At 59.4% G+C, this 15,316-nt stretch carries 12 protein-coding genes and 1 pseudogene; 2 read left to right on the top strand and 11 right to left on the bottom strand.

Features of this window, described 5'->3' with window-relative positions; translation table 11 throughout:
- Positions 1-82 precede the first annotated feature (82 nt).
- The 9 genes from B3I26_RS00065 to B3I26_RS00025 form a co-directional block, all read right to left on the bottom strand.
- Complete coding sequence (locus B3I26_RS00065) at positions 83-2,113, bottom strand: hypothetical protein (protein WP_296254136.1); 2,031 nt, start codon at positions 2,111-2,113, stop codon at positions 83-85.
- Complete coding sequence (locus B3I26_RS00060; RefSeq protein ID WP_296254135.1) at positions 1,999-2,709, bottom strand: hypothetical protein; 711 nt, start codon at positions 2,707-2,709, stop codon at positions 1,999-2,001. The genes B3I26_RS00065 and B3I26_RS00060 overlap by 115 nt, the downstream gene beginning before the upstream one ends.
- 502 nt (positions 2,710-3,211) lie before the next feature.
- Entirely contained in the window at positions 3,212-4,006 is a 795-nt protein-coding gene (locus tag B3I26_RS00055; RefSeq protein WP_296254134.1) for an Ig-like domain-containing protein, read from the bottom strand.
- 134 nt (positions 4,007-4,140) lie between these two features.
- A complete protein-coding gene (locus B3I26_RS00050) occupies positions 4,141-4,794 on the bottom strand; it encodes an HAD family hydrolase (protein ID WP_296254133.1) in 654 nt (217 codons plus the stop codon).
- Between the two features lie 140 nt (positions 4,795-4,934).
- Entirely contained in the window at positions 4,935-5,924 is a 990-nt protein-coding gene (locus B3I26_RS00045; RefSeq protein WP_296254132.1) for an ABC transporter ATP-binding protein, read from the bottom strand.
- A gap of 1 nt (position 5,925) precedes the next feature.
- A complete protein-coding gene (locus B3I26_RS00040) occupies positions 5,926-6,723 on the bottom strand; it encodes an ABC transporter permease (RefSeq protein ID WP_296254131.1) in 798 nt (265 codons plus the stop codon).
- The gene (locus tag B3I26_RS00035) at positions 6,710-7,552 is read right to left on the bottom strand and encodes an ABC transporter permease (protein ID WP_296254130.1); all 843 of its coding nucleotides are present in this window, start codon (positions 7,550-7,552) and stop codon (positions 6,710-6,712) included. Before B3I26_RS00035 ends, B3I26_RS00040 begins: the two co-directional genes overlap by 14 nt.
- Positions 7,549-8,355: an alkaline phosphatase family protein gene (locus B3I26_RS00030; protein WP_296254129.1), complete on the bottom strand. Its 807-nt coding sequence runs from the start codon at positions 8,353-8,355 to the stop codon at positions 7,549-7,551. The genes B3I26_RS00035 and B3I26_RS00030 overlap by 4 nt, the downstream gene beginning before the upstream one ends.
- Before the next feature lie 168 nt (positions 8,356-8,523).
- Positions 8,524-9,591 carry an ABC transporter substrate-binding protein gene (locus B3I26_RS00025; protein WP_296254128.1) on the bottom strand — a complete coding sequence of 356 codons (1,068 nt, stop codon included), beginning with the start codon at positions 9,589-9,591 and terminating at the stop codon, positions 8,524-8,526.
- Positions 9,592-9,977: 386 nt separating this feature from the next.
- Here B3I26_RS00025 and B3I26_RS00020 point away from each other — a divergent pair, with 386 nt between their 5' ends.
- Both B3I26_RS00020 and B3I26_RS00015 read left to right on the top strand, forming a co-directional pair.
- Positions 9,978-10,706 carry a UTRA domain-containing protein gene (locus B3I26_RS00020; RefSeq protein ID WP_296254127.1) on the top strand — a complete coding sequence of 243 codons (729 nt, stop codon included), beginning with the start codon at positions 9,978-9,980 and terminating at the stop codon, positions 10,704-10,706.
- An 87-nt stretch (positions 10,707-10,793) separates the two neighbouring features.
- Positions 10,794-11,292: pseudogene (locus B3I26_RS00015) on the top strand (TetR/AcrR family transcriptional regulator); the annotation flags it as partial.
- A 189-nt stretch (positions 11,293-11,481) separates the two neighbouring features.
- Here the strand turns inward: B3I26_RS00015 and B3I26_RS00010 are convergent.
- Positions 11,482-13,668, bottom strand: a complete 2,187-nt coding sequence (locus B3I26_RS00010) for a mechanosensitive ion channel family protein (protein WP_296254126.1) — start codon at positions 13,666-13,668, stop codon at positions 11,482-11,484.
- A gap of 154 nt (positions 13,669-13,822) precedes the next feature.
- Complete coding sequence (locus B3I26_RS00005) at positions 13,823-15,112, bottom strand: M18 family aminopeptidase (protein WP_296254125.1); 1,290 nt, start codon at positions 15,110-15,112, stop codon at positions 13,823-13,825.
- Between the last annotated feature and the right edge of the window lie 204 nt (positions 15,113-15,316).

Below are 15,316 nucleotides of genomic sequence, written 5' to 3'. Positions count from 1 at the left end.
CTCATTGCTTTCGTGTACCGGCGGGTGCAGGGCAGAGAGGGGCAATTGCTGCCCCCCATTCGCTGCCTGATGGTTCCTTTATTCAGGAATAGGTGACGGTGCCTGAGACGGTAACCGTTGTGTCAGTGGTACTGCCTCCGGCGGGTATCGACACGCCACTGGAGTCCTTGACATCCCTAATGGCAATGGCCGAAACGCTGATCACCGTAAAGCTGCGCACGGGCGATTGCACGCCACTGCCATACTGCGCGACCGCCTTGATGGCATGATTGCCTGCGGTCAGCGTGGTCAGCGCTTTGCTCCAGGTACCGCTGGCACTGACTGTGACCGTGCCTTTGGAAACCTGGCCATCGAACACCTCGACCTGTTGATTGGCCGCTGCCGTGCCGGTAACGGTGACGCTGGTATCGAAGGTGGATCCGTTGGCGGGAATTTCGACGCTAGCCGAATCTTTGATGCTGCTGATGGTGGGTGTCACCGCCACAGCGACCGTAAAGCTGCGCACGGGCGATTGCGCGCCGTTGCCGTATTGCGCCACCGCCTTGACGGCATGGCTGCCCGTGGCCAGGTCGGTTAGTTGTTTGTTCCAATCGCCGCTTGAGTTGGCCGTGGCCTTGCCTTTGGTGACATCCCTATCGAAGACCTCAACTTCCTGGTTGGGCGGTGCGGTGCCTGTGACAGTAACGCTGGTATCAAAGGTGCTGCCCATTTCCGGAATTTCGGTGCCGTTTGAATCTTTAACACTGCTGACAGTGGGCGGATCGACTCCTACAGGCGCTCCCACATTGAAGACGGTCAAGTCCGAATCACTGCGCCGGTTACCTTCTTTGCGAATCACCCAATAGGAGGCTTGGACACTGCCGCCTTCGTTTGGCTTGATCAACGACCCACTGATGGTGAACGGGGTAGGAAGGTCTTTCGTATACTCGTTGACTGTTACCCAGTCTGCGTCCTGGCCGCTTTGACTGCCATTCCACAGGCGGTGCACCTCGTCGCCGACGGCTTTGTGGGTGTAAACCGGTACGGTCAGTGTGGCCAGCAGCAGGCCCGGGTCCATCACGCCATCGACCACGCCAGAGACAGTGGGTGCTGGCAATTCGGCTCTGGGTTCGCCCACGTGTAATAGCGGGAGGCGGAGTGATTCGCGAATGACGGTAGAGCCATCGACGTACGATCCCAACTGGTAATACAGCTCCAGCGTGCCGCCTTCAATAGCTTTCAAATGCCTACCCTCGACCAGCAAGAGGAGGGGTTGTTTGCTGGCGGCCTCTCCATTGGTGATGGTTTTGATAGGTAGCTGCGGATCATAGACGGTAAGATCCGGACGGGTGCCCACCCACTTCAGGATGATCACATCACCGGCAGCCATGCTGTCGTCCCACGGCACTTCGACGATAGTGCTTGTCAAGTCGGGATCGATGGCGCCCTGTGCCGCGTCCTTGGCAATCGGTGCCGCCATGCGCACAGGCTCGCCGATGACCTGAATGAACGCGCCTTTTGATTGGGCTTCAGAATTGTCCTGGTGGATCACGCGGTAAGAAAACACGACCTGAGTTTTGGCCAGTTGCCGGACGATGGAATTGGGAATCGGTATTTCGTAAATGGATGGCAAGTTATCCACGATCTTTTCCGGCGCTTCGTGATCGACCTCGATGCCTTCAAGCGTCGTACCCCTTACTCTCACGACGATTTTGTCGCCTATATTGAAGTCGGCGTTGACGGTGAGCACACTGTCCAGCGTTTCCCGGCCCAAGGACGCACTGGAGATCGACGCTTCAAACTGGCTCTGAAGCTCTGCGCTCAGCACACCGCGTCTGCTCAATGCGATGATCTGAACGACTGCAGGCTGATCGCCCAACTTGTCCAGGTCCAGAACGTTGTTCATGGTGTCTTTGACCAATGGGATTGTCAGGCGCGAATTACCCGCGTCGACGACGATGCGAACCTCCGCCGCCCAGTCTTCCGAGCGGTTGTGCACCACGTCATACACTTCATAGGTCACGGCCAGGCCGTTTGCCCCCGAGTCCCCCGCTTGCTTGATAGTGTCTTCATTGGCGATGATGACGATCGGCTCGCCGACTTGCTCCTTTTGCACCAGGTGGTAGACGAACACGCCACCCCAGGACAGTTTACCTCGTCAAGCTCAGCCATGTTCGGATAAGGCTGAACAGTGATTTGCACGCCTTTTTTCGCAGCGTCAGCGTCTACGCCATCGTTGACTATTTCGTCGGGCAGCGAAAATCTCAGTTCGGAATGCCCGGGAATATCTCCGTCCTGATCTTGTCCTCCGGGACGATCGAGTTTGACGTAAATGTTTCTCTCGGCAGAGTTTTCTGGGTTCTGAGACAGGCGTATCAGGATGTACTGAAGGGTTTTTTTTTGAGGACCTCCCTGCAGTAACCCAGCAGGAATAAAGGTGGTGACACGCTGGTCTACCTGGCCGGGCATAACGCGTTCACCGGCTACCTGTATGTTGTCCATCCACACAGTGAAGCTGTCCCCTGCGGCCATGCGGGCCCAGGGCGGGATGTATAACTGCAGCCCTTGCTTGGGAAAGTTATCCAGCGCCGCTCCATGGTTGACTCCCCACAGATCTTCACCAGGGTCGGCAGGCGGGGTGCCCAGGCGGATGCCACCAGGAATTTCGGGCGGGACTGCGACGTAGGTCGAAGCGGAGGAACTCGAGGTGTTGCGGGGGGTGGTTGCCATTGCGGTGGACTCCTGTCGGTTGATCGCAGAAATCATTGAGCGCCGCTTACGGAAGTTTGCCTACTGTCAGAAATGACAGGTTTTGCTGCCGTTGGTCGGCTGGGTCAATTGAACGGGACAGTCCAGGACGCTGATGTTCCTCAAATGTGCAACCTCGGTGTGGTGATTGCCGTCGCTTCCCTGAAACCTCTGTGGTGCGTCGGCTATGTAAAATCCGCCCTGTCTGGTCCAGGAAGCAGCCATTGACCACAGTGCGCGTGGCTCGGAACGGTAGCAGCTGGGCGAGGCCATGGATTCAGTTGGTCGGTCGATGCCTTAAGCGCCTCTGCCGGCGGGAACCAGGGCTACTTTCAGCACAATGGTGCAAGTACCTTTTGAAGCTCGGCAGCCAGGCTTATGCCGCCAAGGTCGCATCAGTGGGCAGCGAGGGCAGTTTGAGGCGCCGAGCTTTTGAAGCTGCGCGCGAAGATCGAACATCTACTGCAACCGATACTGCGCGACGTCATGTGTTTTTGGGGAACACGGAAAATACCGGGAATACGCCATTAGTCAGGTTGGAGGCTTCCTGCCCCGTCGTCGGGTGCCTAAGCCAGTAGTAAGAGCCAATGGCACTTGAGCCGGCTAATTCGCTGGTCCAATACAGCTTGGCCGGCGCACCAGTGGCCTCCCATCGTCCTGTAAACTGAGCGCCGATTGCCGCGACTTCGGCTCGGGTCGGTAGATGCCCTCCTGGTTTTTGGTAGCCTGTGGCACCTCTGTAGATAAAGTCACCGATGTATTCGGCCTTCCAGACGTTAAGCACCGTGACGGAGTAGCTCTTGGACTGCCCAACGCCATCGCGGGCGGTGATCGTGGCGGTGCCATTGCTGCGAGGGCTGACCAGTCCATTTGCAGAAACGTCTGCAACCGCACTGTTGGATGAAAGGTAGGTATAACTTGGCCGCCCGCCCGAGGCGGTGCGAGTGACTGTTGAGCCACTTGGATAGGTTGGAAGAGTGGATACGCTACCACTGGTGATTACATAGAGCATTGTCTGCAGTGTGACCGGCGAAGTATCCAGTACAAGCGGCGGTATGGCCTCCTCGACGGAGAAGATTCTTGGCTCGGAAATAATCTCGGCAATTCTGGCCGTCAATACATGGCGCATCACAGACAATGCCGAAAGTGTTGCCGACCATGTGCCGTCGGCATTGACAGGCACCCGTTGCTGGAATGTGTCGCCTTCAAAAATGTCCACTTCGGTCGCCGCGCCGGCGGCGTTGGAGAATCGGGAAAGTTGCGTGGATGATGTGACCATGGCATCTGACTCCTGTCGATTGCTCGTAGAAGTCATTGAGCGCCGCTTCGGGAATTTTGCCTACTGTTAGAAATGACAGGTTTTGCTACCGTTGGTCGGGCCGTTTTCTGCGCAACCGGTTCAGCCTTGGCGCGCTATTTCCAGTGATGAATCGGCCATCCGGCCTCTTCTGCAGCCTCGCGCAACGCAGGGTCGGGATTGACTGCATGGGGAAAGTCCACCTTCTGCAGCAGCGGTAAATCATTGCGCGAATCGGAATAGAAACTCGCGCCTTCGAGGTTTTCGCCTTCCTGATCCAGCCACTGCAGCAGGCGAGTGATCTTGCCTTCGCGGTAGGTCAGCACGCCTGTGGTCTTGCCGTTGTAGACACCGTGGGTGGTGTCCAGGTCGATGGCCAGCACGTCATCGACGCCGATGCGCTCGGCGATGGCTTTTACCAGATGCACGCCGGAGGCGGAAATGATCAGGATGCGGTCGCCGGCGGCACGGTGTTGAGCGATGGCTTTGGTCGCGTCGCTGAAGATGATCGGCTCGATGAAGTCCTCGACCCACGGGCCCACCAGGAACTCCACCTCCTGCGGCGTGCGGCCAATCATCGGATCCAGGCTGAAGACCATGTAGTCCTCCATCGCCAGCTCGCCCTTGCTGTAGGCCTCCATCAGCTCATGGTCTTTGTTCATGAACGACTCGGGATCGACCCAGCCCAGCCGGCCCATCTGCTCGCTCCAGAGGCTTGAGCAGTCGCCGTGAATCAGGGTTTCGTCCAGGTCAAAAATGGCTAGCGCCATGCGCGCGCTCCTTAAAACATTGTCGATGGGGCCGGTGTACGGCGCACAGTGGCAGGTTTCGAGCGGCGAGCTGCAAGAGGGAACCGCAGTTATCCGGCTTTTTCTTGTGGCTTGCAGCTCGTCACTCATCGCTACTCTTTTTAAGCGACTTCACACAGCGCCGACGCTTCGATGTACAGGGTGACGCGTCGACCGTTGGGGTGCAAGTCGTTGGCCGAACGGTTGAGCACGTCGACCACCAGTTCCACGCCATGTGCCTGCACGCGATAGCGAATCACATTGCCCAGCAGGCTGTGGCTGCGCACTTCGCCTTCCAGGGCGCCGGTCAGGCTCAGTTGAATCGCTTCCGGGCGGATCGCCACGCGGCTGTTGATCGGGCGCTGCATCAGGCGGCTGGCGTCATCCGGTTCGAGCAGGTTGTAGTTGCCGATGAAGCCTGCGGCAAATGCATCGACCGGCGCGGTGTACAGGGTTTCCGCGTCGCCGCTCTGCACGATCCGGCCCTGGTTCATCAGGAAGATGCGGTCGGACAGGGTCAGCGCCTCTTCCTGATCGTGAGTCACGAAAATGGTCGTCAGGCCCAGTTCCTGCTGAATGGCGCGAATCTGTTCGCGCAGGTGTTTGCGAATCCGCGCGTCCAGTGCCGACAGGGGCTCATCCAGTAGCAACAGGCGAGGGCGAGTCACCAGTGAGCGCGCCAACGCTACGCGCTGACATTGCCCACCGGACATCTGGTGCGGATAACGCTTGGCCAGTTCATTCAGCTCCACCATCTTCAGCACTTCGGCGACGCGTTGCCTGGTTTCTTCGGCGCTGACCTTTTGCATGCGCAGTCCGAAGGCGACGTTCTGCTCCACGTTCATGTTGGGAAACAGCGCGTAGCTCTGGAACACCATGCCGATGCCACGTTTTTGCGCTGACACCGGAACGATGTTTTTGCCATCGAGAAAGATCCTGCCGCGGGTGACCGAGGTCAGCCCGGCGATGCAGCGCAGCAGGGTGGATTTGCCGCAGCCGGAAGGACCGAGCAAGGTGACGAATTCGCCCTTGTTGATCACGCAGTTGATATCGCTGAAGACGGCGGTGCTGGCGTAGTTCTTTTGCAGGTTTTCGACAGTGACGAAGCTCATGTCAGTCTTTGTCCTTGTTCAGTCGGTTGGCCGCCCAGGTCAGCAGCAACACGAAGAGGAAGTAGGAAATCACCAGCGCACTGTTGAAATGGCCGCTGCTGTTACGCATGTTGTTAAGGTAGACCTGCAGCGTCTCGTAACGCGTGCCCACCAGCAGGTTGGCGAACACGAACTCGCCGAACAGGAAGGAGAACGACAGCAGCAAGGCGATCATCAGGCCTTTGCGCAGATTCGGCAGCACCACCAGAAACGCCGCCTGAAACGTGTTGGCGCCGAGCAATTGCGCGGCGTCCATCAGGTCGACGAGGTTAATTGCCTGCAAATTGTTGGTGATTGCCCGATACATGAATGGCAAGGCGATGGTGAAGTAGCAGCCGATCAGAATCCAAGGCGTGCCGACCATCGCCAGCGGCCCGGAACCGTAAAGCTGCAACAGGCCCACTGAGGACACCACGGGCGGTACGGCGAACGGCAGCAGGATCAGGATGTTCATCAGCGCGTCGAGTTTCGGGAAGTGATAGTGCACCACAAACAGCAGCGGCAGAATTAGCACCACCGACAGGATCAGCGCGCCAACGCAGACCAGCAGCGATTGGGCGAAGGCCATCAGAAAACGCGGATCGCTCCACAACGCCACGTACCATTTATAAGTCAGCCCGGCGGGGAGAATCGTTGCCGACCAACTGGTGGCGATCGAGTACACGAAGGTGCCCAGCAGCGGCGCCAGCAGAATCAGGAACAGGATGTACACCACCACGCGGTGGTACAGCCCGACGGGGCCGTGTTCAGCGCGAGACATGGTAGCTCCTCTTCAACAGCCACTGATGAACGAGGGTCACCAGGGTCATCATGCCCACCAGAATCATCGCCAGGGCGCTGGCCATGTTCGGGTCCAGCGTAATGTCGCCAGCGACCATGGCGGCAATGCGGATCGGCAATACGTTGAAGTTGCCGGTGGTCAGCGCATACACCGTTGCGTAGGCGCCCAGCGCGTTGGCCAGCAGTATGACGAAGGTGCCGAGCAGGGCCGGGGTCAGTACCGGAATCCCGATATGCCGCCAGAAGTCCCAGCCGCTGGCGCCCAGCAGCGACGCCGATTCGCGCCAGTCTTCACGCAGCGCATCGAAGGCCGGGTATAGCAGCAACACGCCAAGGGGAATCTGGAAGTAGGTGTAGAGGATGATCAAGCCAGTTTTCGAATAAAGGTTGAAGTCGTCGATAATCCCTGCCTGTTTGAGAATCAGCGTCAGCGCGCCGTTGAAACCCAGCAGAATGATGAAGGCGAAGGCCAGCGGTACGCCGGAAAAGTTGCTGGTCATGTTGGCGAAGGCGCTGACGAAATCCCGCAGCCGCCCAGGCACTTTACGCAGTGAGTAGCTGCCAAGTATCGCGATCACGATGCCAATCAGGCTCGACCAGAAACTGATTTCCAGGCTGTACTGCATCGCTTGACGATAGAAGCGCGAGTTGAACGCCTTGATGAAGTTCTCCAGACCCCAGCCAGCGTCCGAATGCAGACTGTTGATGGCGACCCACGCCAGCGGCGCGATCTGGAACGCGATGAAGAAAATCGCAAACGGCACCAGGCACAACAGCCCCAGCCATTTGCCACGACTGTGTGAGTTCACTTGAGCACCTCTGTGCAGACAGGTTTGTCGTGGGGCACGCCCAGCAGTTCGCACACCATTCCGCAAATCTCTGTCTGTTTGGGTTTTGCCCCCGGATCGAGACTGAATGCATCACCGATGACGAACAGCGGTACTTCACGTTCCTCGGGGAGGATGCCGTTATGCGAGCGGTCGTCGTTCATGCCGTGGTCGGCGGTCACCAGCACTTGATAGCCCGCATCAAGCCAGCGCTGCAGGTACTCGGCGAGGATGACATCAGCCGAGCGTGCGCTGTTGCGGTATTGCGGGCTGTCCAGGCCGTGTTTGTGGCCCGCATCGTCGATGTTCATCGGGTGAATGAACAGGAAGTCCGGCTGGTGTGCTGTTCGCAAGTGCTCGGCATCGTCGAACAGATGGGAATCAGGGTAGTGATCGAGGTAGTAGAAGTGAGCGTGCTGGATCGGCAGCTCGGCGTCGTTGGTGTGCCGGTCGCGGGCCGCGATGAACGGACTGCGGTTGTACAACTCGCTGACCCAGTGATAGGCCGCGGCGGCGGTCGTGAGCCCGGCGCCGGTGGCGTAATGAAAGACGCTGCGCTGAGTGGAAAGGCGCGATACGTGGTTATGCACAATGCCGCTGTCGATTGGTGCAACGCCTGTGAGGATACATTCGTAAAGCGGTCGGGACAGCGCTGGCAATTCGCATTCCAGCTTGTACAGGGCGGCCCGGCCTGCGTTCCGGTAAGCCAGCAGATGCCCCATCGCATGCTGCGCCACGCTGTAGCTCAGGCCGTCCAGCAGGATCAGGATGACGTTGTGTTTCATGGCCTCTCCGAGGAGCGTTCAAATTCCGTGCTGCAAGGCTTGGACAGCGCCGTGTAGCAGCCCGATCGGGCGGCATGCCGGCCTCGGCACGCCACCCGATCGGCCTGCGACAGGCTCATTTCAATAGGCTTAACAGCGGCGTGTCATCCGTGACACGACCGGCGCAAATTACTGCATCTCGACGATGACTTGCTCGTTCCACTGCTGCGGCAGGGCCTTCGAAGTTTTTTCCCAGGCATCGGCGTTTTTGATCGGCGTTACACCCTTGTACTGCTCGTTGGGCAGCAGCTTGGCCTGTACTTCAGGCGCCAGCTTCAGGTGTTCGGCACGGATCGGGCGGGCGTTACCGTTGGCCAGGTTGATTTGTCCCGCATCGCTGAAGATGTATTCACGCGCCAGTTTGGCGGCACTCGGATGCTTGGCGTATTTGTTGATGATGGTGGTGTAACCGGAAATCACCGAGCCGTCGGAGGGGATCAGTACTACATAGTCATCCGGGTTGTTCATCTTGGCCTTATAGCTCAAGCCGTTGAAGTCCCACACCACGCCGACTTCAACTTCGCCTTTCTCCATGGTCTGAATGGTTGGGTTGTTGATGCCCAGGCGTTTTTGTTTGGCCAGTTCCGTGAACAGCTGCAGGCCGGGTGCGATGTTGGTTTCGTCGCCTTTCATGGCAATCGCCGCGGCCAGCACGCCATTGGCCGCTTGAGCTGCGGTACCGACGTCGCCGATGGTGACTTTGTATTTACCGGTTTTCAGATCAGCCCAGGATTTGGGCACTTCGGAGCCGTGCAGCAGCTTCTTGTTGACGATGAAGGCAATGGTGCCGGTATAGGCCAGTGCCCAATGGCCGTCCTTATCCTTGGCCCAATCCGGAATCTGGTCCCAGGTGGTCGGCTTGTAAGGCTGGGTCACGCCCTTGGTCGTGGCGATAGGCCCGAAAGCGGCGCCCACGTCACCGATGTCGGCGCTGGCGTTGTCTTTTTCCGCGTCGAACTTGGCCACTTCCTGTGCCGAGCTCATGTCGGTATCCATGTGCACCAGGCCGTATTTGCTGGTCAGGTCCGTCCAGGTGCCTTTCCAGTTGGCCCAGTCGTCGGGCATGCCCACGCTGTTAATTGCCCCTTCGGCCTTGGCCGCAGTTTCCAGCGTCTCAAGGTCGGTATTGGCGGCCATGGCCGATGTGCTCAGCGCAATGGCCGAACCCAGGAGTGATGCCAGCAAAAGGTTTTTCATCCGAAGCTCCTTCGTGCACTTCCCGACGATTGATGTGCAACGGGTCGGGGTAGTGTTCGTTGCGGGTGGGTATATCTGGTGGGTTGGTCTAGGTCAGCAATACCTGAGCCAAGTTAGGCCAGTTACATGACATTTTCGTGTCTGGACCGACTTTTGCTGGTGCAATCGCAAGCGTCGGCTGCGGCTGTGAAGTAAGCGTAGACCATGCCCAAGTCCCTGATCCGAAAAGGCTAATGTCTTTTGGACGGCAGGCCTCTAGAGAAGACCAATCTGGCTTGTCATCTAACAGTCATCTAGGCTGCCTAGGCTCTAGAGCGCTGAAACGGGTCATTCGGTTGTGCACCTTGCCCCCGAATAGCGCTGGTCTAGTCCAGATAGGTAACGCAATGCGCCAGGATGTGCCTCGAGCGGTGACGATGATCTCCAACGCCCTGCAGGAACAGATCGAGCACGGTCTGTTGCCGCCGGGCAGCAAATTGCCTGCCGAGCGCAGGCTCAGTGAACTGTTCGATACCACGCGCATTACCCTGCGCGAGGCATTGGTGCAGCTTGAAGCCCAAGGCCTGATCTACCGGGAGGAACGCCGAGGCTGGTTCATATCGCCACCACGGCTGGCCTATGACCTGATGCGCCGCAGCCATTTCCACGCCATGGTTCAGGCGCAGGGCCGGGTGCCAGCCACTCAGGTGATCTCGGCACGGCTGCAACCTGCGTCAGCGGCGATCTGCGGTTTGCTGCAACTGCCCGCACTGTCCAGCGTGATCCAGATCTGTCGCGCACGGCGGATCGATGAGCGCCTGGTGCTGTATGTCGAGCATTACCTGAACCCGGAATATTTCCCGCACATACTGACCTTCGATCTCGATCAGTCACTGACCGAACTGTATGCCAGTCATTACGACATTCGTTACGGCCAGGTGCGTTTCGAGATGGTGCCCACGGCGTTGCCTGTGGAAGCGGCGGCGGCGCTGAAAGTGTCCATCGGCAGTCCTGGCCTGCGCATTGCCCGGGTCAACCACGATCAACGCGGGCGCCTGATCGATTGTGATCTGGAGTATTGGCGACATGACGCAATTCATGTGAGTGCGGTGGTGGGGTCTGATGGTGAAAAATGATCCTACCCGTCAGCCTGATGTACACGGTTGTACAAGAATCAGGCGCGTACAGTTCGCTCACTCACGCTCTAACAAAGGCGACATCACATGTCGGTATCTGGCAGGCAACCACGCAAACCCCAGCAGTGCGGTTGGCGGGGGGCGCCAGAGGGCAGGCTGGAGGCCGCCTACGATGCCTTGAAGGAGTCGGGTGTCGACGCGGTTCGCGTCATGTCGCTGGCCTAGCGCCTGAACCTGTCTCGCACCAGCTTCTACTGGTTTTTCAGGACCGCGAACAATTGCTCGCCGCGCTGCTGGCGCGATGGAAAGACAAGAACACCGGCGGCATGGTCAAGCAGTCTGAGAGCTACGCGGAAAACATCACCGAGGCGATTCTCAACGTGTTCGAGTGCTGGCTGAACCCTGAACCCTGAACCCTGAACTCTTCGACTCGCAATTCGAATTCGCCGTGCGCAGTTGGGCCTTGCAATCCGTTGAGGTCGCGATCGAGATCGCCGCCGCTGACGATGCGCGGATCAATGCACTGTCAACCCTGTTCCGGCGCTTGGGCTACGATACAGAGGGCGCTGATACGCGCGCGCGTACGAAGATGATGATGGATGCGCGTGCAAGCTCTGCCGACGAGGTGGTGGCGGCGTATTATGCGGCCAACAAGCCGCGCTTGCAGCGAGGCTCAAACAAGGCTCTGCCGCCTCGGCGACGCCGTGATGCCGGATGGCTTACGTTAAACACCTGTAGCGGTTAAGCCGGACCATTACAGGGTTTGGCTCTACGCTTAACCCGCCGACTCATCCTTTTTCCCGCGAACGTTACTGACACGTGCGGCACTGGTGCTGACTTGCACGTTCAGGCGCGGTGTTGCCAGGTCCATCCCGGCTTCGTCCATGTAACGCTTGAGCGACAGGTTGAATGCACGGGACACCTCCCACTGCTTGATCGGCGCGGTCTTGAAGCGTGCGCGCAGGATTGCGTTGCCCGCATCGAAACTTTCCACGCCCTGAATCTCCAGCGGCGACCAGATATTACGGCGTTGCAGGGGATCGGTGCGCATCTTCTGACCCACGTCGCGAATCATCTTCAAGGCGTCGTCGATGTTCATGTTCGACGGGATCGCGATGCGGAAGATCGCGTAGCCAAACTCGCGCGAGTAGTTCTGGATGCTCTTGATCTCGCTGAAGGGAATGGTATGCACGATGCCGTCGATGTCGCGCAGGCGGACCGTGCGAATGGTCAGCCCTTCGACCGTGCCCAAGTGCCCACCGACGTCCACGTAATCATCGATGGCCAGCGAGTCCTCAATGATGATGAACAGCCCGGTGATCAGGTCCGCGACCAGCGACTGCGCACCGAAGCCGATGGCCAGACCGATCACGCCGGCACCGGCCAGCAGTGGGGTCACGTTCATGCCCATGTTCGCCAGCGCGACGATCACGGCGATGATCAGGATTGTTACGAACAACACGTTGCGGATCAGCGGCATCATCGTTTGCGCGCGGGCGTTGGCCAGGCCTTTGCGCGAACGGGTCAGGGCGTGATGAATCGCGGTGTCGGCGAGAATCCAGACCAGCCAGGCGAATATCAACGTGGTCGCCAGCCCTGCGATGCGCACGCTGATGTCATGGCCGTCGCCTTCCGAGAAGCGGATCAGCGACAGGCCCCAGACCCGCAGGCCCAATTCAATGAACAGCAGCCATACCAGCAGATGCGCAACGGTGTAGAAGAAGTTTTTCAGGCGCTCGGAATACAAGGCATGACGTTTGTGGCCATGGGCCGGTTTTTGCGAGTGCCGCCGCACCAGACCGTTGATGACCATGCACAGCACCAGCAGCACGGTGCAGATCAGCGACTGACGCAGGGCGGTGCTGGTGTCGCCCGCCGAGAAGAAGGTCGCGAACAGCGACACGCCCACCAGCACCAGCGCGGGCAGATACCAAAAGCTGCCCAGGATCTCGATGGTGTCACTTAGCGCCCGGCGTTTCAGGCGCCGCGACAACGGCTGGTTGCGGATCAGATGGGCGATCGGCCTGCGGAAGCGGATGATGAACAGCCCGGTGGAAATCGCCGCCATGACGTTGGCCAGGGTCGCTGCGGTGTGCGCCAGATGCACGCCAAGGCTGGCGACCAGGCGTGGATCGCTCAGCGCCTCACCGAATGCGGCAAAGCTGCCGATCCACCACAGCGGGCGAAACGCCTGATGCCGCAGGATGTACAGCGCCTGATGGCGATGGGGGCCGTCGAGCAGGGAGAAGGCGATCACGCAGATGGCCGAAAACAACGTTCCAACCACCAGCGCGTAAGCCAGCACCATGGCCAGGTCGCGACCCAGTGATGGCGGCAGGGAATAACTGAGGTAGATCGTAATGATCAGCGCGATCAGCCATGGGCCCAGTTTGCGCAGGGCAAAGCGCAGCATATCGGTAGGCCGCGGGTGTTGCGGTAATTCTTCCGACAGCCCGAACCGCACCCGCAACCGGTGGCTGAGCCAGATCAACGCGGCGGCCAGCAGACTCCATAGGGCGATGACCACGGCAAAACTGAAGATGATCGGCCACCACTGGCTGGCGGGCAGCAGCAGCGCGACCAGTTCCTGCTCGGCCAGCGCTACCTCGTCGCCCCAGCGGCTCAGCGGGCTGTCTTCGCCGGTGAACTGCTGTTCGAACTCGGACAGCGTGCCACCGATCAATCCCAGCACGCCTTGCTCGGCATTGGGCTGGGCCTTCTTGGTGGCGTCGCGCAGTTTCTTCAGGTCGTCCAGCAGTTTGCTGCGCTGCTGATCGTTTTCCAGCGACGTGATGACTTCATCCAGCGACTGGCCCAAAGGCTCCTGCGCCTGGGGCTGGGCTTTCTGGCCGTTGAGCAGGCTGGGCAGGCCGGCAGCCTGGGTCAGCGCAACGGGAGACAAGACCAGCAGACATATCAACAACACACGCAGCAGGGAGCAGGAACGGGAAGGGACAATCACCGGGCAGTCGACCTCGATTCGGCAGAGCCTTTAATAGTAGCTAGCGTCTGGCGGATACCGCGAGCGCTGGTCTGTGGCAGACCGGTCTGCCGGCGTTGGCGTGTTCTAGCACGTTACCGCCGGCAAGCTGTACCGCGACAAAACGGTACGTCAGTCAGGGCAATTCGGCGCTCGCATAGAACGCCGTCAGCACCTTCACCAGATGCGCCAGGTCCTGGCTGCCCGCCAGCTCGCGGATCGAGTGCATGGCGAAGGTGGGCAGGCCGATGTCCACCGTACGAACACCCAGGTGGCCAGCGGTGATCGGCCCGATGGTCGAGCCGCAGGACATGTCGCTACGTACCACGAAGCTCTGCACCGGTACTTCTTCGGCCATGCACAAATGGCGGAAGAAGCCGGCGGTTTCGCTGTTGGTGGCATAGCGCTGGTTGCTGTTGACCTTGATCACCGGGCCGGCGTTGAGTTTCGGGCCGTGGTTGCCGTCGTGCTTCTCGGCGTAGTTGGGGTGTACACCGTGGGCGTTGTCAGCGGAGATCAGCAACGACTTCTGGACGGTGCGCACGTAGTCGTCGCCCTCGGGAAGCAGGCGTTGCAGCACCTGTTCCAGCATCGGGCCGTCGGCGCCGCAAGCCGAAGTCGAGCCCACTTCTTCGTGGTCGGTGCAGATCAGCAGGCAGGTTTCATCGCCATCGGCGTTGAGCAGGGCCTGCAGGCCAGCGAAGCAGGACAGCAGGTTGTCCAGGCGTGCACCGGCGATGAAGTCGGCATTCAGGCCGATGACCGCTGCACTCTGGGTGTCATAGAAGCTCAGCTCGTAATCGAGTACCACGTCGGCGTTCAAGCCATGCTCGCGTGCCAGCTGGTCAGTCAGCAGGGCGCGGAAGTCGGCGCGCTCGTCGCCGGCCACTTGGGCGAGGATTGGCGGCAGCTCGTTCTGCGCGTTGATCGGCCAGCCTTCGTTGGCCGTGCGGTTGAGGTGGATGGCCAGGTTAGGAATGATCGCGATGGGCAGCTTGAAGTCGATCAATTGGCTTTCGACTTTGCCGTCACGACGGAAGGTCACTCGGCCGGCCAGCGACAGGTCACGGTCGAACCACGGGGCGAGCAGGGCGCCGCCATAGACTTCGACGCCCAGTTGCCAGAAACCCTGGCGTTGCAGTTCCGGCTGGGGTTTGACCCGCAGGCAGGGGCTATCTGTGTGAGCGCCGACCAGGCGAATGCCGCCGATCAGGGGCGACAAACGGCCCAGTTTGAAGGCGATGAGAGAGGAGTCGTTGCGGGTGACGTAGTAGCGCCCGCCGGGTTCGGTGTACCACGGCTCGCGTTCGTCAAGGCGCTGATAGCCCGCGCCTTCAAGGCGTTGCACGAGGGTAGCGGTGGCGTGGAACGGGGTGGGGGAGGCCTTGAGGAAGTCGATCAGGCCTTGGTTCAACTCTTCGCGCATAAGTTACTCCAGACAGCAATCGCGCGAGTTTACAGCCCTATCCTCGCGGGAGCGAGCTTGGTTATATGATCATTCCCATGCTCCGCGTGGGAATGCCGATCTGGATGCTCGGCGTCGAGTATCACGGGCGTGGCGTGTGAGTCGCTGATTACGGGTGAATATATGATCGTTCCCATGCCCCGTATCACTAGTGTCCGGTAAAAA

Origin of the sequence: Pseudomonas sp. UBA5706 (assembly GCF_002419965.1) — a bacterium.
Lineage (GTDB): Bacteria > Pseudomonadota > Gammaproteobacteria > Pseudomonadales > Pseudomonadaceae > Aquipseudomonas.
This window is presented reverse-complemented; position numbering and strand designations above follow the sequence as displayed.